Source organism: Nonomuraea sp. NPDC002799 (assembly GCF_053592075.1).
Window position 1 is genome coordinate 38,799 of record NZ_JBSFVA010000011.1, and the last position, 26,638, is coordinate 65,436.

At 68.4% G+C, this 26,638-nt stretch carries 21 protein-coding genes; 10 read left to right on the top strand and 11 right to left on the bottom strand.

Annotation, left to right across the window (positions count from 1 at the left end):
* The first annotated feature begins 246 nt into the window (after positions 1-246).
* From ACWD0F_RS21145 to ACWD0F_RS21185, 9 genes are all read left to right on the top strand, one after another.
* On the top strand, positions 247-1,182 hold the full coding sequence (locus ACWD0F_RS21145) for a hypothetical protein (RefSeq protein ID WP_449877891.1): 936 nt from the start codon (positions 247-249) through the stop codon (positions 1,180-1,182).
* A gap of 304 nt (positions 1,183-1,486) precedes the next feature.
* The gene (locus tag ACWD0F_RS21150) at positions 1,487-1,915 is read left to right on the top strand and encodes a pilin (protein WP_449877892.1); all 429 of its coding nucleotides are present in this window, start codon (positions 1,487-1,489) and stop codon (positions 1,913-1,915) included.
* A gap of 71 nt (positions 1,916-1,986) precedes the next feature.
* Positions 1,987-3,711 (top strand): hypothetical protein, encoded by a 1,725-nt coding sequence (locus ACWD0F_RS21155; protein ID WP_449877894.1) that lies wholly within the window; start codon positions 1,987-1,989, stop codon positions 3,709-3,711.
* The gene (locus tag ACWD0F_RS21160; protein ID WP_449877896.1) at positions 3,708-4,661 is read left to right on the top strand and encodes a PrgI family protein; all 954 of its coding nucleotides are present in this window, start codon (positions 3,708-3,710) and stop codon (positions 4,659-4,661) included. Before ACWD0F_RS21155 ends, ACWD0F_RS21160 begins: the two co-directional genes overlap by 4 nt.
* A complete protein-coding gene (locus ACWD0F_RS21165; RefSeq protein ID WP_449877898.1) occupies positions 4,658-6,523 on the top strand; it encodes a VirB4 family type IV secretion system protein in 1,866 nt (621 codons plus the stop codon). Before ACWD0F_RS21160 ends, ACWD0F_RS21165 begins: the two co-directional genes overlap by 4 nt.
* A gap of 167 nt (positions 6,524-6,690) precedes the next feature.
* Positions 6,691-9,105 carry a type IV secretory system conjugative DNA transfer family protein gene (locus ACWD0F_RS21170; RefSeq protein ID WP_449877900.1) on the top strand — a complete coding sequence of 805 codons (2,415 nt, stop codon included), beginning with the start codon at positions 6,691-6,693 and terminating at the stop codon, positions 9,103-9,105.
* 119 nt (positions 9,106-9,224) lie between these two features.
* On the top strand, positions 9,225-10,220 hold the full coding sequence (locus ACWD0F_RS21175) for a replication-relaxation family protein (RefSeq protein ID WP_449877902.1): 996 nt from the start codon (positions 9,225-9,227) through the stop codon (positions 10,218-10,220).
* The gene (locus ACWD0F_RS21180; RefSeq protein WP_449877903.1) at positions 10,217-11,194 is read left to right on the top strand and encodes a C40 family peptidase; all 978 of its coding nucleotides are present in this window, start codon (positions 10,217-10,219) and stop codon (positions 11,192-11,194) included. The genes ACWD0F_RS21175 and ACWD0F_RS21180 overlap by 4 nt, the downstream gene beginning before the upstream one ends.
* A 315-nt stretch (positions 11,195-11,509) precedes the next feature.
* Positions 11,510-12,238 carry a hypothetical protein gene (locus tag ACWD0F_RS21185; RefSeq protein ID WP_449877905.1) on the top strand — a complete coding sequence of 243 codons (729 nt, stop codon included), beginning with the start codon at positions 11,510-11,512 and terminating at the stop codon, positions 12,236-12,238.
* 77 nt (positions 12,239-12,315) lie between these two features.
* Here ACWD0F_RS21185 and ACWD0F_RS21190 read toward each other — a convergent pair whose 3' ends face one another.
* The 7 genes from ACWD0F_RS21190 to ACWD0F_RS21220 form a co-directional block, all read right to left on the bottom strand.
* Positions 12,316-12,783: a hypothetical protein gene (locus ACWD0F_RS21190; protein WP_449877906.1), complete on the bottom strand. Its 468-nt coding sequence runs from the start codon at positions 12,781-12,783 to the stop codon at positions 12,316-12,318.
* A complete protein-coding gene (locus ACWD0F_RS21195; RefSeq protein ID WP_449877908.1) occupies positions 12,780-13,289 on the bottom strand; it encodes a hypothetical protein in 510 nt (169 codons plus the stop codon). The genes ACWD0F_RS21190 and ACWD0F_RS21195 overlap by 4 nt, the downstream gene beginning before the upstream one ends.
* A gap of 67 nt (positions 13,290-13,356) precedes the next feature.
* Positions 13,357-13,809, bottom strand: coding sequence for a hypothetical protein (locus ACWD0F_RS21200; RefSeq protein WP_449877910.1), 453 nt, complete (start codon positions 13,807-13,809; stop codon positions 13,357-13,359).
* Between the two features lie 637 nt (positions 13,810-14,446).
* Positions 14,447-14,905 (bottom strand): hypothetical protein, encoded by a 459-nt coding sequence (locus tag ACWD0F_RS21205; protein ID WP_449877912.1) that lies wholly within the window; start codon positions 14,903-14,905, stop codon positions 14,447-14,449.
* A gap of 204 nt (positions 14,906-15,109) precedes the next feature.
* A complete protein-coding gene (locus ACWD0F_RS21210; RefSeq protein WP_449877914.1) occupies positions 15,110-16,114 on the bottom strand; it encodes a DUF932 domain-containing protein in 1,005 nt (334 codons plus the stop codon).
* 282 nt (positions 16,115-16,396) lie between these two features.
* Positions 16,397-17,602: a hypothetical protein gene (locus ACWD0F_RS21215; protein WP_449877916.1), complete on the bottom strand. Its 1,206-nt coding sequence runs from the start codon at positions 17,600-17,602 to the stop codon at positions 16,397-16,399.
* Positions 17,603-18,929: 1,327 nt separating this feature from the next.
* Positions 18,930-20,450 (bottom strand): ATP-binding protein, encoded by a 1,521-nt coding sequence (locus ACWD0F_RS21220; RefSeq protein ID WP_449877918.1) that lies wholly within the window; start codon positions 20,448-20,450, stop codon positions 18,930-18,932.
* Positions 20,451-20,735: 285 nt separating this feature from the next.
* On the opposite strand from ACWD0F_RS21220, the gene ACWD0F_RS21225 reads away from it, so the two are divergent.
* Positions 20,736-21,128 carry a hypothetical protein gene (locus ACWD0F_RS21225; protein WP_449877920.1) on the top strand — a complete coding sequence of 131 codons (393 nt, stop codon included), beginning with the start codon at positions 20,736-20,738 and terminating at the stop codon, positions 21,126-21,128.
* 146 nt (positions 21,129-21,274) lie between these two features.
* Here ACWD0F_RS21225 and ACWD0F_RS21230 read toward each other — a convergent pair whose 3' ends face one another.
* The 4 genes from ACWD0F_RS21230 to ACWD0F_RS21245 all read right to left on the bottom strand — a co-directional run bounded on the left by ACWD0F_RS21230 (position 21,275) and on the right by ACWD0F_RS21245 (position 26,586).
* A complete protein-coding gene (locus ACWD0F_RS21230) occupies positions 21,275-22,345 on the bottom strand; it encodes an AfsR/SARP family transcriptional regulator (RefSeq protein ID WP_449877922.1) in 1,071 nt (356 codons plus the stop codon).
* Between the two features lie 1,556 nt (positions 22,346-23,901).
* Positions 23,902-24,288 (bottom strand): SSI family serine proteinase inhibitor, encoded by a 387-nt coding sequence (locus tag ACWD0F_RS21235; RefSeq protein ID WP_449877923.1) that lies wholly within the window; start codon positions 24,286-24,288, stop codon positions 23,902-23,904.
* 1,205 nt (positions 24,289-25,493) lie between these two features.
* The gene (locus tag ACWD0F_RS21240; protein WP_449877924.1) at positions 25,494-25,787 is read right to left on the bottom strand and encodes a hypothetical protein; all 294 of its coding nucleotides are present in this window, start codon (positions 25,785-25,787) and stop codon (positions 25,494-25,496) included.
* Positions 25,788-26,169: 382 nt separating this feature from the next.
* Entirely contained in the window at positions 26,170-26,586 is a 417-nt protein-coding gene (locus tag ACWD0F_RS21245; RefSeq protein ID WP_449877925.1) for a hypothetical protein, read from the bottom strand.
* Between the last annotated feature and the right edge of the window lie 52 nt (positions 26,587-26,638).

The window sequence follows — 26,638 nt, forward strand, 5'->3', positions numbered from 1 at the left end:
CCCATTACCGCAGGTCGAGACGGCTTTCCGGGTGCGACATCGTAGATCACTCCATCGTGCTTCCCGAGGGCCGTATCCCCCACTTCTCGGGGTTTTCGCAGGTCATCCATGGTTCCGGGGCATGATCCGAAACTGGGGTGATCTTTGCCGTGCCCGATGTCTGATCATTTTCTGCCCGATTCCTGCTCGGGCTCTCTGGCGACATGGCGACGTCCGAACCGAACACGCCTTCTCGGGAGCGTCGCCATGTCTCACCCTTCAATCCGCCTTGCCACGGACGCCACCACCAACCCGTCCATGGCCAGCCCGGCCACCGACGGCACCATCCTTGGTGGTGCGCCCACAACCCACCCGGCCTCGGCCGAAGCGTTGTCCGCCATTGACCCCAACGCGGACAACGCACACACCGACCAAGTGCTCGACGACTGTCTGAGCCCGGGCGGGTCGCTGCCGCTGGATGTGGCCGAGCATGCCTTCACCCTGCTCATGCGCGGACCGGCCCCGCTCTCGCTCGACGGCGCACTGCTCGGGCACGGGCTTCCGGCGCGGCCGATCCCGCTCAGCGAGCTGCGGGGGATGCTGCTGCACCCGTCCTGCTCGCGCACCACCCGTGACCACGTGTGGCGGCACCTCATCGACCAGGCCCGCACTCACCGGGGGGCGTGGATGGTCGCTGCCGTCGCCTTGGCGATCCCGATGCTGCGCCGCCTCACCGGCGGGCTCGCCGACAAGACTCCGGCCGAGCGGACCTGCCGCGAGGACCTGGGAGCCGAGGTCCTGACGGCCTACATGGAGGCCGTCTACCGGGTGAACCTGGCCTGGTCACACCCGGTGCTACGGCTGTCGCGGCTAACCCACATCGCCGTCATCCGCGCCCACGCCACCAACCAGCCCCACCTGCTGGCCGACCCCGACCTCACCGACCGCACCGACAGCGACCAGCAGACGCTCACCTACCCGGCCGGCCACCCCGACCTGCTCCTGGTCCAGGCCGTCGCCCAGGGGATCGTCACCGAGCTGGAGGCGGAGCTGATCACCTTCACCCGGCTGGAAGGCATTCCGCTCAGCTCCTACTGCCGCCGCCGCGGCCTGCTCTACTGCACCACGCTCAAGCGCCGCCAGCGCGCAGAAACAGCCCTCTACCAGGCGCTCCAGGCCGGCGAACTGTCCAGCGACCTGTAGCGATCACACCGGCGCCGACGGCGAGCAGCCAGCAAAGACTGCACAAAATCCACTGGCCCCGATGTCCTAACTCGGCCCTTCACCCAGGTCTTTTACCCGGTGAGAAGGCAGCGCGGAGGGCGTCCGGGCCCGGCAGCGGGACCCGTACCTGGTCACCGGTCCCTGTCACCCGGCCCAGCCCACCCGCACTCGCTCACTGAAGGAGGACGCCCACCTGGCCCCGCAGCCGGGCCCGGCACCTCCGCGCCGCCGCCTCACCTGCACCGCCAACGCACCCAGCACAACCCGTTCCGGAAGGCAGCACATGACATTCCGCCAGCGCCGCACCACCTCATCGTCGCAGGCTCGCAGCCTCAAAGTCCTGCTCGTCGCCTTGACGATCCTCGGCGGCATCGTCCTGGGCACCCTGCTCGAATACGCCATCGCCCACGCCGTCACCACAGCCGCCGACGCCTCTACTTCTGTCCCAGCCTCCGTCTCCGGCCAGGTCCTGGCTGCGCCGGCCTCGCTGAATGCGGTGATCGACAACTTGCGCAACGTCATCATCGGCCTGCTCGTCGCCCTCGCCACCCTGTTCCTGACCGTCGGCGGGGTCCGCTACATCCTGGCCAGCGGCGACCCCGGCGAGGTCGAGGCGGCCAAGAAGACCCTGCGCTACGCCGCCCTCGGCTACGGCATCGCCGTGCTGGCTCCCCTCTTCGTCACCGTCCTCAAAGGCATCGTCGGAGCCTGACGATGACCCGCCACCCGCCACCACCGCGCCCGCGCACAGCGAGGACACTGCTGACCGCCACAAGTCGCCGCATGGCGCAAATCCTCACGATCATCACCATCACGCTCACCGTCACGGCTGCCCTGGCCGCCGCGGAGCCGAGCCCTCCAGTCGTACCCGCGCCGACCACGAACCAGCAGCCCACACCGCCCACCACACCCGCACCCAAGCCGACCGCGACACCAACGGCACCGACGGGGCCGATGCTGACGCCGCCGGTGCAGCCGATCCCGAGCACCGAGCCCACGGCTCCCGCATCGCAGCCAAGGCCCACCTCGGTACCGGCACCAGAGCAGGGCGGTGAGGCGCAGGAGTGCGGCTGGCTGGACTTCGGCTGCAAGATCAACCAGGCGTTGAACGGCTGGTTCGGTGCGATCGTCACCGAGGCTATCCAGCCTGCCTTCCAGATGGTCGGCACGCTGCTGCTGTCGGCTCCGCCGCCGTCGATGCTGGCGCGGGTTCAGGAGCTGTCGGTGCACGTCCGGGTGGTGGCCAACGCGTTGCTGGCGCTGTTCGTGCTGGCAGCGGGTGTGATCGTAATGGCGTACGGCAGCGTGCAGACCTCCACCACCGCAGCCGAGGTCGCGCCCCGCGTCGTGGTCGCCGCCATCGCGCTCAACTTCTCGCTGACCCTCTGCCAGTACGCCATCGAACTGGCCAACGGCCTCGTCGCGGCGCTGCTCGAGGACGGGGTCGACGGTCGGCGGGCCGGCGACCTGATCGCCAACAAGCTCATCAACCCGGTCGGACAGCTGCAGAGCCCGCAGATGTTCCTGATCTGGATGATCGGCCTGGCCGTGGTGATGGGCCTGATCTTGGCCTTCATCGCGATCGTGCGCGTCGCGTTGCTGCTGTTCCTGATCATCGCGGCACCGCTCGCCCTGCTGTGTCACGCGCTGCCGCAGACCGAGCACATCGCCCGGCTGTGGTGGCGCGCCTTCACCGGCGTCCTGATCATGCAGGTGCTGCAGGCGCTGGTGCTCATCCTGGCGTTCAAGATCTACTTCACCGACGCCACCGACGCCTTCGCCACCCCCGCCAGCGACCCCGTCGCGGCAGCGGTCAAACCGGCGGTGATGCGGGCGATCGACACGCTGGTGCTGATCGGCCTGCTGTTCATCCTGATCAAGATCCCCGGTTGGGTCGCCCGCTCGGTCTGGCAGCACTCCCAGCCGCAACTGCTGCACCGCCTGATCAAGGCGTTGATCGTCTACAAGACCCTCGGCCTGGCCAAAACCGCCCTGACCAGAGGCGGCAAGGCCGCCCGCACCGCCACCCGGAACACTCCAGCCGCACACCAGCGCCACCGCCGACCACCCGGCACCGCAGGCGGCGCACGGCGTGGCCCCGCACGACCTCGACCGCGCGGCGGACCACAAGGAGCACAACCCACCGGCGGACCCACCACGGGAGGAACACCACCAGTGAATGCGCCCACCCCGGCCGGACCGCGCGGCCACCAGCAGCTCCAGCTACCGCTCAACCTGCCACCCGCCGCATCGTCGTCGGGATCGCAGCGGGCAAGATCCGCCGCCATGCGGGGACGTCAGCTGGCGTTGCCGTTCCCGGTCACCCGCATGCCACGCCCACCCACACCGCCCACCCCGGCCGCACCGAGCAGCCCATGGATCCGCCCGAAACCGCCGTGGGTGCAGCCGATGCTGCCCGGCATGCCCACCCGCCCGGCCCGGCCCGGGCAGCTTCAGCTGCGTCTTGACCTGCCGCCCCGCCGAACGCGCAGGAGGAACGGCCAGTGAATGAGCCCGAGCCGTTGATCACGAATATTCCCGCTGATATCAATTGCCCGGACAAGATCGCCTATGGTCTGACCTTCCGGCAGATCCTCATCATCACCCTGACCGGCGGCATCGCCGCCGCCATCTACTACCTGTTCCATCAGCTTCTACCCGTCATCATCCTGGCCGCCATCGTCCTGCCGCTCGTGGCACTCGGCCTGACCATCGCGCTCGGGCGACGCGACGGGCTCAGCCTGGACCGCTTCGCCCTGGCCGCCCTGCTCCACACCCGCGCACGCAAACGACTGGTGGCTGCGCCCGATGGGGTCGCCGATCCGCCACGGTGGTGCCGGTTGCGGGGCAAGCTACCCACCCCGCTCCGCCTGCCGGTACGGGCGATCCGCACCGACGGCGCCCTCGAACTCACCGACGGAGGCGTCGCCGTGCTGGTGGAGACCAGCACCCTGTCCTTCCACCTGCGCACCACCAGCGAACAGGCGGCCCTGGTCGGGGTGTTCGGACGATGGCTGAACTCGCTCGAAGCACCGGTGCAGATCCTCGCCCGCGCCCGCCCCGCCGACCTGTCCGACCTGGTCGAGACCATCGAGCACCAGGCAGACGTGCTGCCGCACGCCGCGCTGGCCGACGCCGCCCGGGAGCATGCGGACTACCTGGCCGAGCTGAACACCTCGCGCGAGTTGCTGACCAGGCAGGTGCTCATCGTGCTCCGCGACCACCCAGCCACCAACCGGGGACGACGCTCGGTCCGCCGGGACGTCTCCGCGGCCGTCGTCTTGCGCCGGGCCGCCGAGGCCGAGCGCAGCCTCGCCGCGCTCGGGGTCACCACCCGCGTCCTCGACGCCGACGCAGCCAGCCAGGCGCTGGCCGAGTGTCTCGACCCCGGCGGCCGGCACCCGCTCGGCCAGGCCCTGCCCGACGAACTGATCACCTCGACCAGGAGCATTTCGTGAAGCTACGCCGCCACCGCGACCACCAGCCCAGCACCCTCGCCTATCCCGGGTCGGCGCACGTCGGCGTCAGAACACTGACGCTGCCCAATACCGTCTGCGCGTCGTTCGCGGTGACCGGCTACCCGCGCGAGGTCGGCGCGGGATGGCTGGAGCCGCTGCTCACCTACCCCGGCCACCTGGATGTGTCCCTGCATGTCGAACCGATCCCCCAGCAGGTCGCGGCCATGCGGCTGCGCCGCCAGCTTGCCCGCCTGGAATCGGCCAGCCGCTCCGACGCCCAGCACGGTCGACTCGCCGACTTCGCCGCTGAAGCCGCCGCCGACGACGCCACCAACCTGGCCGACAGCCTCGCCCGAGGCCACGGCCGCCTGTTCAACGTCGGCCTCTACCTCACCGTCAATGCTCCTTCCGAGCCGGAGCTGGCCGCCGAGGTGGAGCGGGTTCGGGCGCTGGCATCGTCGCTGCTGCTCGACCCGCAACCGGCCACCTTCCGCGCCCTGCAAGGGTGGACGACCACCCTCCCGCTCGGGGTCGATTCCCTCCACGCGACGCGAACGTTCGACACCACCGCACTGGCGGCGGCCTTCCCGTTCACCTCACCCGACCTCGCTACCACCGTCGGTGAGACCGGGGTGCTGTACGGGCTGAGCGCCACCAGCTCCGGCGTCGTCTTGTGGGACCGCTACGCCCAGGACAACCACAACTCCGTCGTCCTCGCCAGAAGCGGCGCCGGCAAGAGCTTCTTCACCAAACTCGAAACCCTGCGCCTGCTCTACCAAGGCGTCGAGGTCGCCGTCGTCGACCCCGAAGACGAATACGCGCGCCTGGCCCACGCGGTCGGTGGCACCTGCTTGCACCTCGGAGCCAGCGGCGTGCGGTGGAACCCCTTCGACCTGCCCGCCAGCCACGGCCCCCGCGATGACGTGCTGTCTCGGCGGGCCATGTTCCTGCAGACCCTCATCGCCTCCATGCTCAGCAGCCAGCTCACCGCACAGACGCGGGCAACGCTGGACTCGGCCATCATCGCCACCTACCAGGCCGCTGGAATCACCCGCGACCCCGCCACCTGGACCCGGCCCGCCCCGCTCCTGGCCGATCTGGTCACCACGCTTACCAGAAAGGAGTACGGAGGGCATGCGGGGGCAGAGCTGGCCGGGCAACTCGCCCCCTACGTCTCCGGCTCCTACCGCGAACTGTTCGACGGCCCCACCACCACCCACCCCTCGGGGCATCTGACCGTCTTCTGTCTCCGCGACCTGCCCGAAGAGATGAAAGCCGTCGGCACCCTGCTGGCTCTCGACGCGATCTGGCGGCGAGTGGCCAACCCGCGCGACCGCAAGAAACGCCTCGTCGTGGTCGATGAGGCCTGGCTGCTGATGAAAGAACCCGAAGGCGCCCGCTTTCTCTTCCGGATGGCGAAGGCAGCAAGAAAGCACTGGGCCGGACTCGCCGTCGTCACCCAGGACGCCGCGGACCTGCTCGGCTCGGAGCTGGGGCAAGCGATCGTGGCCAACGCCGCCAACCAGATCCTGCTACGCCAAGCCCCGCAGGCCATCGGCGCGGTCGGCGACGCCTTCGACCTGACCGAGGGCGAGCGCCAGTTCCTGCTCACCGCCGAACGCGGCGAGGCGCTCCTGGTCGCCGGCCCCGCCAGCCGAGCCGCCATCCACATCATCGCCTCACCCCGCGAAGCCGAACTGATCACCACAGACCCGGAGTTCCTCGCCGGACTCGATCAGCACGACCAGCGCGATCAGCACAGCCCGCTCCCGACGCACGCTGCGCAACCACCTGGCCCTCCCGGTTGCGCCGAGATCACCACCAACAGCCGGGACGAAGACGAGGACGGCGACCCGCTATGACCATCACCCCGGCACCAAGCCCGGATGGGCTGTGCCTGCTGTGCGGCATCGACGAGCGTGATGTTCAGGAAGCCTTGGACTTCCTGGCCGAGCTGCCTGCCCGTCTGCCCGAACTCGCGCTTACCTACGGTCCCCGCCTCGCTGCGGTAGTAGGGGTGGTGTGGGCTGTGGCTGCTGCGGTGCGTTACCTGCTCGGCCGGCTCCACCACGCCGACATGACCCCCCAAGCCCGCCTCATCGACATCTCCAGCCCGCCGCGCAGCGATCCTGAAGGCGCGCTCGTGCTGTGGCGCCAACTCGTCGGCCTGCTCCGCCCCGCATGGAAACGCGCCTTCGCCGGGCAACCGCATCTGGTGTGGGAGTACCACGGCAGCGACGCCGGAGTGCGCATCCGCCTGTGGGTGCCCGGCACCATACCCCCGGGGATCGTGGAGAAGGCCGTCCAAGCCGCCTGGCCCGGCGCGACCACCACCACCAGCCCGGCCACCTCGCCTCTGCCCGTAGAGGCCGAGGTTACGGGCGGGCGGCTGGTGCTGGCCGCGCCCGAGCACTTCCCGCTCAAGACCGACCACGACCACGACCCCATCCGATCGTTGCTGGAGGCCATGAGCGGACTACACGAGGGCGAGTACGCCGTCGTCCAGGTCCTGGCCCGCCCGACCACCGGCCGCCGCTTGCGGCACGCCTACCAGGCAGCCGCCCACCTGCGTGGAGGAGGCAGCCGCCACAGCCTCGGCCGCGTCTTCGACGAGATCCTTCCCCTGCCCACGAGCACCTGCGACCATCACCGCACCAGTGACCTGGCCCGCGACTTCCCCGAACGCGCCGAACAGATCCGCACCATCCTGGCCAAGGCCGGTCAGCCGCGCTACACGGTCGCCATCCGCTACGCCGTCGCCACCAGCCGCGAACCCGCCTCCACCGCCACCCGGACGAGCACTCCGATGAGCAGTCGCCACGATGGTGTGGGCTCCTCTGATCTGGTTCGCGGGTGGCTGCGAGGCCACGCTCACGCCCTGGCCGGCGTCTTCGCCCTCTTCACCGGAAGCCACCAGTACCTGCGCCGAGCCCGCCTCTACCGCGCCCGAAAGGTGATCGACTCGCGCCGCCTCGATGGCGGCTATCTGCTGTCCGTCACTGAGTTGGCCGCGCTCGCCCATCTGCCGTGGGACATCGACGCGCCCGGCATCACCCGCGCCGGAGCCCGCCCGGTAGCGCCGTCCCCGGCCGTACCCCGCACCACGGCGGGCGGCACCGCCCGCACCCTGGGCGACGCCGACAGCGGCCCACCACGGCCCGTCGCGCTGCCCGTAGCCGACGGACGCCACCACACCCACGTCCTCGGCGGCACCGGCGTCGGCAAATCCACCCTGCTCGCCAACCTCGTCCTCACCGACGCAGCAGCAGGCCGTGGCGCCCTGGTCATCGACCCCAAAGGAGACCTGATCACCGACATCCTCAACCGGCTCCCCAAACGAGCCGTCGGCAAAACCGTGGTGTTCGACCCGCAAGACCCAACCCCACCACCGTCGATCAACATCCTCGCCGGACACGACCCCGCCTTCGCCGTCGACTCCGTCGTCACCATCTTCCACCGCTGCTTCTCCACCGCCTGGGGACCACGCGTCGACGACCTACTCCGCTCCACCTGCCTCACCCTGACCAGCGTCCTGGGCCGCAAGGCAACCCTGGCCGACGTGCCCCGGTTGCTGACCGACTCAGCGTTCCGCGCCCGGATCACCTGCGAGCTACGTGACGAGCTGCTGGCCGGATTCTGGGACTCCTACGAAGCCCTCACCCCGGCCGGACAAGCAACCGTCATCGGCCCTGTAATGAACAAGCTCCGCGCCGTCCTGCTCCGCCCGTTCGTCCGGCAGGCGCTGGCCAGCCCGGACACCACCGTCCCCATCGGCCAACTCCTCGACCGAGGCGGGCTCGTCCTAGCCCGGCTCCCGAAAGGCATCCTCGGCGATGACGCCGCCCGCCTGTTCGGCTCCATCCTGCTCGCCCACACCTGGCAAGCCGCCACCCGCCGCTCACACGTGTCCGAAGCCGACCGGCCCGACGCCTCACTGGTGATCGATGAGTGTCACAACTTCTTGAATTTGCCCGGCCACATCAACGACGTCCTGGCCGAAGCGCGCGGCTACCGCCTCTCCCTCGTCCTAGCCCACCAGCACCTCGACCAACTCCCCGCTGACCTGCGCGAAGCCCTGTCCGCCGACGCCCGCAACAAGATCTACTTCAACGCCTCGCCCAAAGACGCAGGCGAGTTGAAGCATCACACCGCACCGCTGATCAGCCCGCACGACCTCACTCACCTCGGCGCCTACCAAGCCGCCGCTCGTCTCGTTATCGACGGGCAGCAAACCTCCGCGTTCACCTTGCGCACCCGCCCCCTTCCCGCCCTGGTCGAGGGCCGCGCGGAGGAGATCCGGCAGGCATCCCGCGACAGCTTCACCGCCCTGAAGCCCTCCGCTCCTTCCCAACCGCCCAGAGCCGGCCACGGCCGCAGCGCCTCCAGCCTCGATCCGCGTTCCAGCCCACCACCCGCCGACTCCTCCCCACTCGACCACCACTGACCATCACTGCCGACCAGCCACGCAATCACCGCAGATCTGAAAGGACCGTCATGTCACCACAGCCCTGCACCTGCTCCAACCAGCCCAGCACCCGACCCACCACCCGTAAGGAGACACGCATGAGCGTGCTACCCATCCCCGCCGGACAGCCCCGCCTCGACCGCGACACCTTGCCCGCCCTGTCGGCGCGGCTGACCCCGCGTGACTACGACATCCTCACTCACCTGCACCGGCACCGCGTGCTGACCACGCACCAGCTCCAGCGCCTCTTCTTCGGCATTCCCCAGTCCACCCGCAAGCGCATGAGCACCCTGTACCTGCTCAACGCCGTCACTTGTTTCCGGCCCTGGGCCGGATACGGCGCAGGCTCCGCCCCCATCCACTGGGTCCTCGGCAAAGCCGGAGCCGCCGTCCTGGCCGTACGCCAGGGCATCAGCATCAAGGAACTCGGCTACAACCCCGACGTTCCCATCGCCGTCTCCTCTCGACTGCGGCACCAGGTCGGCGTGAACGACTTCTTCTCCCACCTGCATCACTACGCCCGCCACAGCGCGGCAGAACCCGCACCCGCAACGAGCACCGAGGAAAGGCCCGGAACGGGAACCGAGGTCAAGGCTTGGTGGTCGGAACAGCAATGCGCCAAGCTCTGGGGCGACCTGGCCCGCCCCGACGCCTGGGGCCAGTGGCGGGAAAACGGCACCGAGATCGACTTCTTCCTCGAACACGACACCGGCACCGAAACGCTCAAGCGCGTCGCCGACAAACTCCACGACTACCGCAACCTCGCCGACGCTACCGGCATCAACACCCCGGTCCTGTTCTGGCTGCCCAGCCCAGCCCGCGAAACCAACCTGCGCCCACTCCTGACCGGAGCCGACATCCCGGTCGCCACCGCCGTCCACACCAGCGACGGCGACGGACCCGCCGGACCTATCTGGCTCCCCGCCGGGGCCAATGCCCACCAGCCCCGCATGCGACTCGCCGACCTCGCCGACCTCGCCGACGCCTGGCCGCACCTGCCTCTCGGCCGGATCCACAACCCACCCGGCACCGACCAGCCCCACCATGAACCCGGCACCAAGCCTGCCGCCGGTGCGGGAGACGAACCGAGGTGAAGGTCGCCGCGGCCGGCGCCGTCCTCCTGCTGCTCATCGTCTTGGCTTTCGTCGCAGCCGCCACCAGCATCCTGAGCAGCTCAGGGACGCCCGGTGGGGTCGCCTGCGCGATCACACCCGGCACAGCGAGCAGTACGGGGGGCACACCGGTCGCGGCCCCAGCATCCACCGGTGTCGCCTCCACCACCTTGGACAGCGAACAGCAGTCCCACGCCGCGCTCATCGTCCAGATCGCGACCGAGCGCGGCCTGCCCGCGCGGGCAGCGGTGATCGCCATCGCCACCGCCCTGCAAGAATCCAAGCTGCGTAACGTGCGCTACGGCCACCTCGACAGCCTGGGCCTGTTTCAGCAACGCCCCTCGCAAGGCTGGGGAACACCCGAGCAGATTCTCGACTCCCGCTACGCCACCAGCACCTTCTACCAGCGCCTGGTCAAGGTGCCCCGCTGGGAACAACTCCCGCTCACCCGGGCCGCCCAAGCCGTCCAGCGCTCCGGCCGCCCCGACGCCTACGCTCAATGGGAGCCGCTCGCCCAACATCTTGTTGACGCTCTCGCCGGGACCTGCGTCCCGCTCATCCCCGGCGAGCAGATCGCTGCCGTGCTCGCGTACGCGCATGCCCAACTCGGTAGGCCGTACGTGTGGGGCGCCGAAGGACCGGCCGCTTTCGACTGCTCCGGGCTGACCATGCGCGCCTACCAAGCAGCCGGAATTACCATCCCCCGCGTCGCCGCCGACCAATGGCGGCACGGGCCACCCATCCCAGCAGGCCAAGAACAACCCGGCGATCTCGCCTTCTTCCGCATGCAACCCGACGGCCCCGGACACGTCGGCCTCGTGATCGGCGGCGGACAAATGATCCACGCCCCCAACCAGCGCACCGTCATCAAAATCGACACCTACCAGCGCGAGGACTTGATCGGATTCACCCGCCCAACCGCCCACCCCGCCACCGGCCAACCCGACCCACGTTGACCGTAGGCCACAGTGACAGCCGTGACCACGTACGGGACTGGACGGCACGTCCTACTGGCCGTCATACGCCTTCACGGGCCGTGGACGGGCCGGCCACACCCCCGGGCCATGACCACGGCGGACCGCGCGGGATGACGCCCCAACCGGGGCCGTGACAGCATCCGGCATGGCGTCGCCCTGCACCAGGAGGGCACCTATCCGGCGGGTGAGCTGCACGTTTCCTCTCCATACTCGTGGTCGCACAGAGCAATGTGGCCGATACTGTCCGAGAAGCCTTCAGCAGCGCCAGGTGAAGGAGACGCCCCCGTGTGCGCGATGCGGTTCGCCCCGTCCCAGCTCGTCGTCAGCCTCTCCTACGACCTCAACAACCCGATGAAGATCCGCGCCAAGCACAAGGTCGCCGGCATGCTCCTGCTCGACCGCGACCACGCCAACCGCCTCGAGCAAGGCTGGAACGTCCCCGGCGCCTACATCCTGCTCGACCGCCCTAACAGCGAGGGCCGGTGGGGAGCCTACGTCGGCAAAGCCACTACCCCCGGGCTACGCCACCGCGTCCTGCAACAGCTCAAGGACCGCGCCCACTGGTACCGGGCTCTGCTCATCCGCTATGAATCCAATGAGGATGAGACGTTGAACAGCAGCGAGGCCGGGTGGCTGGAAGGGCGGCTCTACGACCATCTCGCCAAAGCCGGGCAAGTCGACCTGCACAACCGCAACCGCCCCCGCGACCCCACCCTGTCCGACGACGACGAGACCAGCCTCATCGACTACCTGCTGCCCATCGAATCCGTCCTGCGCCTCATCGGCCACACCCTCTACCCGCACCCAGCAGGTGCCCCCGACGGCGGCGGACCCCTCATCAAAATGATCAAACCCGAGCCCAAGCCGGAAAAGCCCACCCCCTATGTGAGTCCACTCGGCCTGGGGCCCAATCCGTACCTGATGCAGAACCCCACGCCCGAAAAGGTGATGAAGAAGGTCGCGCTCATCATGGCGGGCAAACACCCACCGGTCATGGGGAAAGACCCGGACGGACGGGCCTGATCCGGTGACGCAGGAGGTGTGCCCCGCCCAGCACACTGTGATTGTGCTGGACGGGGCATGCCACCTACGCCACCGGCTCAGGCGCTACCAGCCATGTCCTCCTCCACCAGCTCTTCTCCGCCCTCTTCTCCGCCGAAGATCCGGCAGGCGCGTTCCTCCTCCGTCGTGAGCACCACGGCGGACAACTCCGGAAGACCGATGGTCACGGCCTTACAGAGCCGGTGCCAGCCATCGATGATCAGCACGCCCCCGGTCGGGACCGTGGCCACGATCAGCGGCTCGGACAGATCCACCTGAGCCGCATGCTCGGCGTCGATGGCGACCAGGTTGAGCATGGCCGCCCACCACTCGGTCACGACCCGCCCGTCCGGAGCCCGGCCCCGGATGAGCTTCTTGGCGGCGGTGATGTCCCACCGCCAGCCGAGCATCTGGAAGAACTCCACCCGCGAGTCATCCACCCGCCCCGGCTCGGGCCTGCTCGTGGTGATGGTCTCTGACGCGGCGGAGGTGGGCTCGCCGGTGCCGGTGCGGTGGGGATGGGTCATGCCGTGGCCTCCTGCCCAGTCGAAGCACTCGGAGACTGCTTCGCGGAGCAGGCCGGCGCGAGTGTCTCGGCTTGAGCGAGGAAGATACGGGCGGCGCCTTGCCGGATGAGCGCGAGGCTGTGGCCGAGATGGGCCAGAGCGAACTCGAGCTCGCCGTCCTGCCCGCGCGTTCGTACGGCCTGGTTGGGCTCGGGTGGGATGGGGTCGCCGAGGTAGGGGGTGATCCAGGAGACGAACCTGGCCACGGCCTGGACCGGGTGCAAGGCTCCGCCGTCGGCGTGCTCGATGTGCCGGGCCACCAGCAGCCACCACGCGCACAAGGTCTGCGCGCGCAGGGTGTCGTAGATCTGCTCGGCGGTCAGCCGCTCGCCCCGGCCAAGGCGCCAGACGATGTCGTCGAGGTGATGCTGGCGGGTGCTACGGGCCTGCTCGATGATCGCCTCCAGTGAAGCCGGAAGTCTTTCGGGCGATGCGCCGGTGGCGAGATGCTGCTGGGAGTTGTTCATGACGTCGGTGTCCTTTCTTTGGGGATATGGCCAGCGCCGGGATGCGCAGGCCCGGTCGGCGGCTCGGTCATGGCCCGGCCCCCGTCGAGGCGGGCGGGGTGGGGCTGGCCGGTCGGGGGCGGTCCTGTTCCACGGGGGTGGCCGTGACCGGGTTGGCCGCCTGGTCGATGAGGTGCTGGGTGAGCAGGTGACCGCTGTCGCTGAGGAAGTCACGAGCGGCCATGCGCGCGGCGTGAGCGAGGGCGTGATCGAACAACGTGCCCGGCCGAGCGACCGGAGGCTCCCCCGTCAGGTAGTGGCGGGCCCAGGACCGCACCCGCCGGACCGCATGATCGGAGGTCAGCTTCTTGCCGTTGATCTCCTCATCCACCAGATCCCACCAGGCGCGTGATGCCTGGGCGTGCGCGGTGGCGAACAACTGCTCGCCGGCGAGCCGTTGCCCGTTCTGCAAGGCGACGATCGTCTTCGCTGCCGCCGTGTAGAAGGTGTGCCGGATGGCGGTGATCTTCTCGGTGGTCAACTGTTCACACGAGAGCCGCGCCGTCTCGTTCTGGGGTGTGGTGATGCCCCAGGCGGGAGGGATACTGCTCGGTTCGCCAGGCGGGGGAAGCGGACCGGGCTGGTAGGGGTGATCCATCGTGTCGTCCTTTCGTCGGGTGACAGGGGTCGGTGAGGAGTGAAGTCATGGGGTCGCCGCCCAGCTGTCGGCACGGGGGTGCACTCCGACCCGAGCGGGCTCGGGCGGGCACGATGGACGGCGAGCGGCGGGTGATGACCGCCCCTGGTATGGCAACGCGCGCTCGTCGGCGGCGGTCAGGATGACCGCCGAAAGGACGGGCGCGCCGAAGGCGAGGGCAGTCTGTAGGCAGGGCATGCCGTCGATGACAGGTACGCCGCGCCAGGGATGGCAACCGCGATCAACGGCCACCCCGCCCTGCGCGAGCCCGCGCCTGTGAGACGCCGGTCAACCGCGCCGCCTGCACTATCGGCTCGCCCGTGTCCTTCTCGCCTGTTCGAGGCGGGGATGAGGGAGGCCAACCCCACCCGCCGCGTGACAGCGAGGTGGGCAGACCGCGTGGTCTCAGCCATGGACCTCGCGATCGCGAGGTCCCCTTCCCAGCCCATCAGCGCGAACTGGGAACCGCCCGCGTATGGCGTCACGGACGGTAGCCCTCGGCCGAGGTCCGCTCATTCGCGGTAGCTGCGGTGCCGGTGTCGGTCTGAGGGGTGTCGTGATCGGAGGGCAGGGCCAGAGCCTCGGCGAGTTTCTCGGTCGCGTCCAGGAAGGCACGCGCGCCGCTTCTGCGGGACTCGGCCATCGCCAGGGCGAACAAGCCGCCGTTGGTCACCGGGCGGGCGTTGATCAGCAGCTCCCGTGCCCGTTGCCGCACGGTCCACAGCGCGGTCGCGCCGTCCACGCTCTCCTCGCGGCCGTGGGTGAGGTCGGTGACCTGCTGCCACCACGACATCCGTTGGTAGGCGTAGGCGATACGGCCCAGGTCCTTGTCGTGCAACGTCCCTTCATCGTCGAGGGCGACGATGCGGGTGATGGCCTCGCTGAGTTCCCAGCGGGCGGCGTTGGCGTGGTGGACAGCCAAGTCTTCGAGTCGTCCCATGACGTTCTCCTTCGGTAGCGGTTGGTGACGTACGGGAGGGTGGGGCATCGGCCGGTCGGGAGCCCCGGACCCGGACCCGGGGCAGCCCGGCGTCTGCCGGGCAACCCGGGATCGAGGCAGGTGCCTGTGTGACCGGCCCGGGTTGGTCGGCCTGGCGTCCGATACGGCCCGCGCCGGGGCCGTACAGGACGCCGGGATTGTGGGTCAGGCGGTGGCCAGGAGCCGGAACGCGCGAGCCTTGAGCTTGGCGTTGTCGTGGTCATCCAGCAGGGCCCGCTCCGCCCGCACCGTCGCCACATCGCGGCTGCCGAACACCGGGCTCTTGTGATCTAGCCGCTCGGTCACCGCGTTGTACGCGGCCCAGCGCGTGTTACGGATCGGCTCTTGGGTCGGAGCCTGCGCGAACAGGTACTCCAGATCCCGCATCGTCAGATCGTGATTGCGCTTCGCCAATTCCTTGGCGTCCGACGGGAGGGGATGGAGACGGGCGGCGAACTGCCGGAACTCCTTCACATCCATCGGCACCGCGAGCAGCTTCTCGGCCTCGGCGGCGAACGCCTGACCATGCCGCCACGTCAGTTTCAGCGCATCGCGTGCCTCGGCGATGCGCCCCGCCATCCGGCCCGTATGACGGACCGTGAACTTCGACGCGTGATTGGCCAACGCGGCCCGTTCGGTGTTCGCACAGACCACCCGGACCGGGGTAGCGACGGTGACGAACGAACCCCACCCGTCATGCCGGGAGAACGCCGCGAGATAGAGGTCGACCTGGTCGAACCCGCCGACCATGAGCGGCTCGGGCAGCCGCATGGTGACGAAGATCCGCCGCCCGTTGTTCAGCGAACCGCCGGTGTCGAACACCGCCCCGGATTCGTCCACGAGGGTCTGCAGGAAAGTGGTGACGTCCTCGTTCTGCAGCACCTCATACTCTTTGCCGACGCGGCCGAGCCGTTCGGGCTGCCCGGTGACGGGGTTGGTACGCACCACGAGGAAGTCCTCGTCCGTGGTGACCAGCTGTCCGGTGACGGGGTCGGTGACCTGACCGACCGGCACCTTACGCACGTTCCACCCGGCGAGCTGGGCATTGGACAGCAGTTCCTCGGCGGTCATCGGGCCGGGCGCGGTGTAACCGAGGCCGTGCCAGCCCGGCTTACCGGCGGCGGCGAACCCAGCCGAACCGTTGGCGAAAATCTCGATCTCGTGAGCCATGACAGGGCCTTTCTGATGTGTGGTTCTGATGTGCGGGCAGGCGAAACAGACGCGATGACGGATAGGGGCGGTCGGGTGCGGCCCCTCAGCGTTGGGACCGGTGGACCGGTGATCGATGGTGGCCAGGGCGGACCGAGCAGGGTGGGCCGGGCGGTGTTGCCGCCCGGTGCGAGAGCCCCGAGGGTGGGGTGGGCCGTGGGTTTCGGTGGGGGTCGGTAGGGTGACCGGCCGGGTTACGGGTCCGGGCGGGCCGGTGCGGGGTGGCCCGCCCGAACCCCAGGCTCAGCCGCTGTAGGTGTCCGCCGCCTCGGCGGGCGTGCCGGGCTCGGTTGGGACCTGGGCGGGGTTGCCGGTGGGGGTGAGGGCGAACCTGCGGGGCCGCTCACAGGTCAGCACCGCGTGACCGAGGTTGACGAGGCGGTCCAACGCGTTGGCCACCGCACCAGATGAGGCGTCGAGCACCTTTCCGATCTCGTACGGGGTGAAGTCCTTGTCGGGGAACTCGATCAGGTGCGCGTGCGCCCGATCCCGCAACGCCCCCGGCCGCACCCCACCCCCCACACCGCTGGCACTGCCCGGCCGGGCACCGGACGCCGGACGGGCCGGGGCAGCGGCGGCACCGGTCAGCACCGCCCGCGCGTTCCGGTGCACCGAAGCGATCCTCGCCATCGCCATCTCCAGACACCCCAACGCCATCACGGCGTTACCCTCCTTTTTGGCCATGACTACCCCGCCGAACAGATCCGTCAGTTCCGCCAGCTCGGTCTGCACGCGCTCCCAGGCCGGATCATCCGCCACCGGCTCAGACACCAGCTCAGACACGTCAGCGTCGGGAACCGACATGAGTTCGCTGTGAGCCCGGTCCGACTCCTCGCCGGGCGCTTCCTCGCCGGTCAGACTCTCGGGCCGACCATGCGCCTCCTCGATCAGGCCCTCTTCGTCGATCGGCTCGGCCACCGGGGCAGGATCGGCCGAATCGATGACGGCCGGGTGCACCTCCTCGTCCGATGCGGGCACGGCGTCACCCACCGGGATGTCAGCGTCGGGAGTGTCAGCGTCCGGCACGGCGGGCGCGGTGTCCGACACTTCGACATCCGGGCTGTCCGGAGCGGACGTGTCGGCGGCGATCGGGTACCACCGGTCAGCGGCGCGGCCCCGCGTCTGCCCGTCGTTCGTACCCGGCTCGCGGCGGGCCCGCCCCTCGGCTTCGAGCTGGCTGAGGATCTTGCCCGCCACCATCCGGCTCAGCCCGGCCGCCGCCCCGATCACCGTGGCCGATGCGCCCGGCTCAGCGTTCAGCGCCGCCCACACCGCCCCCACCCGCGCATCCACACCCGCCGTGGCGTCAGCGTCCGGGGTGGCGATGCTGAGGCCCTCAGGGGCCGTCACGGGCGCGGCGGCGGGGGTGATAACGGCGGTCTCGCTGTCATTGACATTGCCGGTAGAAATGGTTTCGACGGCGGTCTTTCCCGGTGCGGTAATAGCCATTGCGTGACGCCCTTTCCGGTCGCATTCCCCCGACCCCTTTCGGGCCGGTGTTTTTCGTTTGCGTGTCGACCATCCCTCGCATAACACGAGGCTGGCAAGTCGACCGGACCACATTTTGTGTCACCGCAACGGCTGGAGAGGCTAACCTAATAAACCGACCGCCGATCTGCGGAAACATCTCGCGACAAAATCGGCGCATCGGCTTGACATCAGCGACCGGCCCAGCCCTTCACGCCTTTCACCGAACAATGGCGAACGACACACGAATGCCCGATTCACGATAAGCGGAATCTCGCAGATTAATACGCGTCCGGTTTGACATTCATACGCGATCGAGCGTCCATGAAATTAGGCGATGAACCGCCGCCGACAAATACGCCGGAATGACGCGCCGGGGGAAGCGAAAAGGAACCGCATGGCCCACACCATCACCGCCACCGACGACATCACCGTGGACGCCGCCCACCTACGCGGCCTGACCACCACCGGCCCCGACCACGGACGGCATGGACGGCATGGACGTGACCGACACGCCCGCCCCCGCCTAACCCGGCCTACGGGAAGCAAACGGCCCCGGCCACCCATGCCTATGCACAACGCCGCCGCCGCCGGGCGGCGGGCGGCAGGCGGCAGGCGGCAGGCGGCAGGCGGCAGGCGGCAGGCGGCAGGCGGCAGGCGGCAGGCGGCAGGCGGCGAAGAGAACCTGCTCGCCCAAGACCCTCTCGGCAGGAGCCTCACCAGGGCCGGCCGAATCGGCACCCGCCAGCAGGCCACGGCACGAACATCAGCAAGAGGAGACGGGAAGCAGCAGACGATGGGAACCACACCGGCAAAGAACCACGCAGCACGCCAACCAACCCGCACACATATTCAAGGGAGTCGTCCTTAGACGAGTCGGGGCATCCGACACACCATCCGAAAACGCTGTGACGTGCTAAAACAGCATCTTTGCGGGGTAGCGATCTAAAACGCGCAAGCGAACGCTATCCCAATTTCCAGTACGGAAATCTGCCCCCATCCGCGCATCAACCTGGTCGGCTTGAGGCCGACCCGGAGGACAAGGGTGCGGGTCGGCTCACCTCTCCAGATGCGAGGCCAACCACCCTAATCCGCCTGCCCAGCACCCCTTCACGCCGAACGCCGCAGATGAAGCTAGACGGCCGTCTCCGGTCCGCAGGCGATTGGCCCGCCTCGCCTCCTACGCGAGGCGGACCCATCCTGATCCGCCCGCCCAGCGGTCCTCCGCATCAGGTGGGCGGATGGATATCGACGCCCACCTGCACACCAGGTGTCAAGCCCGCCCATCACGCCGGGGACCGTTCCGGCCTCACGCGGGAACGGCGGCCACTGCAGTGAGCTTCAACCGAACCCGGCGATGACGCGGCTTCTCCCGGCCCAATGGCCGGTCCCGGCCCATCGGACAACCGCTTTCCCCGGCTCGCGAGCGGTCCCGCCGCTTGCCCCATGTCCACCACGACCACCCCTGGGGGCCGCCACGCCATCCGTGCCGGTCAGCGGCAGCAACCGCCCATGTACCCGTCCCCGACCGTTCGGCGGCCAGCACCCCCAACGGCGGCGCAACGGCCGTCAGCGTGTCACTCAACCCCGCCCCCGCACCATCACCCCCACAAGCCGCACCCGCACCCGCACCCAATGCCGGAGGCGGTGACACGCTCCGCCTCGTACGAGCCCCATCCAGGTCCGTCGCCAACAGGCCGATCTCCGTCGCACCGTGCTCGATCGGGGCAGAAGCAGACGAGGCGGACTCGGCCGAGGCTGGCTCTGTCGGAGTGGGCTTGACCGGGATCGGTGGCAGTGCCTGACGCAGTTCCTCCGGGCCGGTCGCACTGATCACGACATGCTTGCCGCGCAACGCGAGCCACTGATACCGCACTACCAGGAAGGCCCAATCAGGCCATTCCCGGCGCAGCCAGGCCAGCGCCTGCTGCGCCCACGACTCCTGCCCGAACGCGGACACCCGATCCCCACCCTGCCTCACCACGACCTCCAGCAAGGGCCCGGAAAGGCGCACGCCAACAACCACCTCCCCGCCATCAGAGCCCGGTCTACTCACCGAGGCCATCAAGGCGTCCGGAATGCTGCCCGGCACGTCACACGCGGTCTCCTCGCGCATCATGGGCGCAAGATTCTGGCAGGCCACGGGGCGGAGTGTCTCCCGCGCGGTCAGAGCGGCAGATGCCAACTCTGGCCTATAGCCCAGCTCCGGTACCTGCGCGCCCAAGTCGAACGCCTCGACCTCTGAGACCACCGGAGCCCCGTCGGCTCTTCGGGCCACTCGGGCAGTCGTGCCAGTGAGAGCGAGTTCGGCCCACACCGCATGCCCGGTGACCGCATCACCCGCCGCCCCCACCCGGACCGCCAACTCAGCCACCCCGGCCAAGCCGCGCCCGTGCTCGGCCAGCTCAGGTGACGAGCCGGGCGTTCTTGAAAAGTCCGGGACCAGACCGCCACCCAGGTCATACACCACGATCCGGACCACATCCGCGCCGCGCAACACCTCCACCACGAAGAACCCCCGCGCCTGCCCCGAACGCGAATGCCGCAGCGCGTTGCTGACCAACTCGGCCGCCACCCACCGCGCATCCTCCATCCGGCCGGTGTCGGCCAGCAACCGGCCCACCATGCGACGCGCGGGAGCCGACTGATCAGCCCGCCCCGGGAACGCTCGCCGCCAAGCCATCCCACCCCACAGCGGACGCGAACGAAACGTCGATATCACCAACCCCGGCGCCAGATCCGGAAACTCCTCCACCAGCGACTCCGGGTACGCCCGCGGCGAAAGGAGGCGGCTCGGCTCGCCCGAGATGTGGTGCGTGCGGTGATCCATGCTGGCCGTCCCTTTCCGGTCACGCCCCCAGACCGTCCAGGAGCGACCAGCACGATCACCCACCTCGCCGCCCAAATCACACCCCCAACCAGCAACCCCACCCCGCACCGCTCCTGACCAGCACCAACGCCACCCGCGCCACCCACCTCACGCCCACCCGGATCCCGACGATCACCCCACGCAGAAGCTTGAGCCCCTCGACCCAGCCCACCTACCGTCCCCCAACCCCATGACCACGGGACACCAACGCGCCCCCACGACCTGAACAAGAGAGGACATCACCCAATGTCCGGCACCGGCTACCAGACACTTCTCGACTGCCGCCGCCGCAGCCGATACCTGCGCCAGCACGGCTTCACCATCGACCAGATCGCCGTCATCCTCAGCCTCGACCACCCTGCCACCCCACTACGCCTCTACCGCCACGCCGCCGGCCTCACCGCCGCCCAAACCGTGACCGCCTACCACCACCTCGCCAACACCACCGGCGCAGGACTCCGCGAATCCCGCCTCTACGACCACGAGACCTGGCCCGATGCGGGCCGGCGACCCTCCGCCCACACACTGCGCCTCCTGGCCCGCATCTATGGCACCCAGTCCACCCACCTGCTCACCCCCGCCATGCTCGCCACCTACACCCCGCGCGACCAGCACACCCTCCACAAAGGAGACGGATAAGGCCCTGGCCGCAGGATCGGGGCGCCACGATCGCCCGTTAGTGCAGGCGTACACGCTCAAGATCAGAGCTTGGTACATGTAACCAGGCTCGTGCTCGCTCCTGCACACCAGAAATACGCCGCCAACTCGCCGCCCACAGACCCTGGCTAACGCACGAATCGCTCGTACACCTGGCGAGCATGCGGGCTCGGCACCGCGTCGATCTCCGCCAGCCGCTCCCGCAGCAGCTCGAACGATCGCCGTCCCGCAAGCTGGCGCCCCAGCTCGCCCTGAATCGTCATCAGCAGACACCACAACATCTCGCTGTGCGGGTCGATGCGCTCCACAGCCAGCCGCAAGACATCCAACGCCTGATCCGGATCGCTCACACGCACTAGCTCGGCCAGCCGCTCAGTCGCATCAACCGCCTGCCGCTGAGCGGCCTGCCGCAGCGGGACAACCCACAGATCATCACGCCCAGCCAGCAACGGCCCCCGATACAAAGCCAGCATCTCGTGCAACGCGGCAAGCCGAGCCAGCCCCTCCTTCGCGGTGCCCGCCCGGACGAAGGCATCCTCGAACCGCCAGAAGTCCACATCGAAGTACGCGCCCGCCAACTGGCGCCGCTGCCGCGCCTTCACCGTGAACTTCACCTCCACCGCAAGACCAGACGCCTGCCGCATCACCTGGTTGAGCTGCCGAACCGCCGATTCCAACAGGCGCCCGCCACGCTCACCATCGCCCGCCCACAGGGTGTCGATGATGCCCTCCGTCGACACCCCCTCCCGTGACGTCGACAGCAACGCGAACAGATCAGACGCCTCCACACGACCGAAAGAGACCTCCGCCCCGCCATACGACAACCGCGGCGCTCCCAGCACCTCGGCCTTCGCCTTCCCCCGCGCCGCCACAAATCCGGACGCCGTCAGCACCGTGGAAGGAGCATCCAATGTCGCGCCCTCCGAGTTTGCGACGCCCGGCTCACCAGCGTCTCCCTCGGCCTTGCCCAGCCCAGGCACATCGACTTCCGCCGCCTCATCGGCCTTCTCTTCTGCTTCTTCGGTGTGGCAGTCGTCAGCAACGGACTCCGCCACGACGGCGTCGATCACCGGCGCCTTCGAGGAGACAACAGTCACCAAACCGCCGTCTGCCCTGCCGCCCGAGCGCCCGATAGCAAGCCTGGCCGAAGAGCCCGCGCCTGCGGCGGACCTCGGCCAGCGGCGACGGACGATCAGCACAGCGCCCAACAGCATGACTACCAACCCGAACACCAACGCGGCGGCCAGCGACCCCCAGACATCGGACGAACCCCCAGCCCGCCGACCCGCCGCATGGGCCTCGCCGCCAGTCGCCGCAGGCGAAGGAGACGACGCAGATGACGGGAAGGGCAACGGCGGAGAAGTTGGACTAACGCGACCATGACGCCACGGCGTGCGCGAGTCCTTGCGCTGACCGTGCCGACGATCGATACGCCTGACGTTATGACCTCTGCCAGAGACAGATCTCGACGGCCGATCTGGCCGCGACACCGCCTCCAGTTGCCTGCGTGGCTCGTCTCCCCCTCTATGCGTACTCGCCGCTGGCGCTGGCGCAGGCCCTGGCGTGGACGGCTTCTTCCTGGGAAGCGAGCCTTTCGGCGTCGAGCGCACCCGGGGCCTCGGAGATGACGCCGTCTCCGCCGGCACGCGCTGAGACTCCCCCAGCCGCTTTTCGAGATCGATTACCCGGCCCTGTGTTAGGTCCCCGTATACCAGTGTGCACAGCTTGTCAATGTCGAACATCTGGTGCCCCTGCTCCGGGACCGACTCCGAGGGACAATACGGCTCCGCACGCGCCATAGCCACGCTGGGGCCAGCCAGCAAAACGACCATCAACGCGCCAGCGGTGATAAATCGACCCAAAAACCCGGAATTTTCGCGCTTCCAGTGGCATGGAAGGCATTCCCGAATCACCAGGCTCCTCCAGAGGGGTTTGACTACGCCAACTGATCTACCACCGCACCCTTCGCATCACGCCACGGAAACAGAATGCACATCACAAAGACTTGAAATCGTGCTGAACTCCGTGCCTTATTCCAGCACCCCGGTTCACGGCCGACGGCGATGACACAGAGGCGACGAACCCCGCCACGGGCAGGGGCGATCACGGGGACCGGTGCCCAGGTCCATGACCCGCTACGTGCTTCAAGGCCAGAGGCCGAATCACTCCAGCAAGCGCGTCGTGGAAAGCAGCGTCAGCCGGGCTGGTATTCCGCATTGCACGGCGGTGAAGGCGAACACCTTCTCAAGCCTGCTGGGTATTACTTCACGTCATTTCTGAAGATGCCGCCAGCGTCTTGCAAGGCCGAGACTCCTTAACAGTCCGGAGCCGGGGTCGTCGAAAGCGCCGAGCCAGCGATAACCGCACCGCACCATCGCCACCAGGCGAGCACAGCCGGAAGCGTACAGACCATCCGCGTGCCAGACACGATTCTCGAACAGCACCATGTCGATGGATACGAGGCCAGCAAGTGACGAAACCGAGCGAATCGATCTCGCCGACGGGGACGCTGACCAGGTCAGCCCATGCCCTGGGACTGCCGGGCGGGCACACACCGCAAGCCCCGACCTGAGCGCCGCCTACCTGCTGCCTCACCACGACTAGGACGCCAGGCAGAAATCCACTCCCACCCCTGGCCGTCCCAGCAGAACAACACACCACCATGGACGCCAAGCGCCTCGACGACTCCCTAACGAGCCGATCCGTGAGCAACCAGCCAACTGGCCGGCACATGCCGACTGCGACCGTGGACCCGTCAGAAGCGGAAGACTGGACCCGTCTTGGCGTAGAGCTCACAGGCGTTGGGAAAGGTCTCCTTCCAGCCGATTATCCGGTTCCGCCACAAACCGTTCATCGTCGCTGTGACCGGGGCGTGCTCATCGGTGCACCGGCGGCGTGGATTGCCAGGAAGACGCTCGAAGTCTCCGTCAACGGCATCGATTACGGCGCACACAGCCTCACCGTAGGGGTGACCCTGCGTCAGGCCTGGACACTGCATGCCGACCGCCCTCAGGGTGCTACCTCCATGCGCCGTAACGGCAAGGAATACACCGTTAGGCCGGGCAGCACCGTGGGCCGGAAGCGCTGCGAGAACGAGACTGGCACCAAGGCCAGCACTGGTGATCAGCAGGGGCAGGCGCATCGACGCTCCAGACACCTTGGTAACGTAAAGTACCCACAACACTACCGTAAGCTAATCGCCCCTGCTTGGTATCCGACCAGTAAGCCTCATGAGACAAGATCGCTCCTCTTCCGAGGCGCCACTTCCCACAGCGGAGAACGCGCATCCCCACTCCGGCACCGACCTGACGCGATGCGAAAACCCTGCCAGAAGCGTCTGCACCTGGAGAAGCCCAACGTCAGCCCTGACAGGCGCCATAGAAGCGGTCGCCGCTACAGGGATACAGTCACCCGTCGACCCGCATGGTTGCCAACGCCATGAATCAGCAAGGGAAGATCAAAGCCCGCAGAAGGCTCGAAGCGCCGCCGGTACGCTACGCACCGTAATGATCACGAGCATCGGGGAGCCGGGATGCCCGACAGGGGTGAACGACCACGTGGACTGCGTGGACGAGTGCACGTCAAGACTCTGCTGCCGGCGGGCGGAGCCGCCGCCGTCATAGCCGCCGCGATGACGCTGGGCGGCGCTGGGACAGTCAAATCCGGCGGCCAGCAGGACTCTTCACCTCAAGCTGTGGACACTCTGCGAGACGTCACCGGCCATGACGTCGCTACTCTGCCGTGGCATAAGTCGCACACCTCCTCCGCACCGGTGTCACTGGCGCTGCCCCACAGAATCGGAAAGGGAGACGACGGGAGGGGCAGCGCCAAGCACGTGGGCGTGGCCAGGAACCGTCCACACATCAATGAGTCGCACGGCCGCCATAAACTTCTACGCCCACCGCCGCTGGCCAGTTCTGCAGCCGACCGCCATTCTCCCCAGTCGAGCCCTCGATCCAAGCGCGCACCGAGCGATCCTCGTCCAGCCTCGCCGGATATCTCCCGCGGTAGAAGCCCATCGCTGATCGACATGAAGTGCGACGAGTTGTTCCCCTCTCACAAACGTGAGTTCCAGGTGCGCAACATCGCATGCCATCGTCTCTTCGGCTGACCCACGATCCTCCCAGTTCAGCACCATGGCGGCATCAACCCACCAATTGGCTTCTGCAACTCCAGGTAGTCGTCGGTGAATTCTCCGACGACGAATTCCGACGACGACTTCCGACAGCGACTCGATGACATGCACACTGCCTTGCTCGGCGCTGAGCCCTGGTGGGACTACATCGGGGAGGTCGAATCGGTAACCCGGTACAGGGTGTGTCACCACCTGCTCGACTGCTTGGGCCGTCACGGTCGCGGCGTTCCCCTGGAGCCGATACCTGAGCAGCGCAGGATGGGCAGCAGCGGAGTGGTCCACCACAGCGCGGCGGACGCGAGGATCATCAGCGGCGGCCCGGCCGGGCCGTAGGCGTCGAGATACTCGCGTTCCCTGTGCAAGTACGTCCGGTGTCGCGCCCGGCAGCCCTGGCACATCTGCGAAGGGTCGCGCTCGGCGAGCAGGGCCCTGGAGACCAGGGCCGGGCGGATGCCCAGCAAGGTGAGAGGTCCCCACACCAGGCCGATCCACTGGATGACGGTCACGACGCCACCCGGCGCTTGCGCTTCTCGTGGTGGTAGTGGAGGTGACAGCCCACCAGGTGGTTCCACACGAGGAGGGCTTTGAGGTGCGGGCCTCTGCCGGTCTCCATGCGTTTCCCGTCTCTGCTCCACCGCGTCACAACGCCCTCGCGGCCTTCGTGGAGCAGCGTGTATGCGCCGCAGCATGAGGACTCCTGTACCCACACGAAGACATCCGATCTGAGAATGTATGGTTCCCACTTGAGTTGCACGTAGATCACTTCCGGGTGGCGCGGCGGCCGGACACGGAGACCGGGTGTGGTTCGGCCAACCGCCCCGCCTGCTAACGGGCCCCGTGTCCAGAGGCGTCGAATCGCGTGCCCCCAGGGCGTTCCACGGGCTGGCGTCAGAGGATCGTGCCGAGCTTGCGCCAGTCGTCGCCGGGCCTGCGAATGTCGCCCGGGTGCTCCACGTCGCGCACCGCGTAGTCGTCGCCGTCCCCGATCGTGGCGTACTCCAGGCCCGTGCCCTTGACCAGCTCGAACCTGTCCTCGTCCACGTCGATGTCGTGCAGGTCCACCTTGTCCGACGGCTGCTCTCTGCTGTCGGGCCTTCTCTGGCTGACGACCGCACCGAGCTTGCGGAAGTCGTCGCCGGCCCTGCGGATCTCGACGGCGGGGCGGCCCTTGTCGCGGACGGCGTAGTCGTCGCCGTCCGCGATCGGCGCGTGCTCCAGGCCCGTGCCTTCGAGCTGCGTGAACTTGGACTCTTCCACGTCCATCGCGTACAGGTCGGGCTCGAACAGCCTCTGTGCGCTAACCATGGGGGTCTCCTCGGGTAGTTGCTTCGTTGTTGCCGGGCGCCGGGCCCAGCCT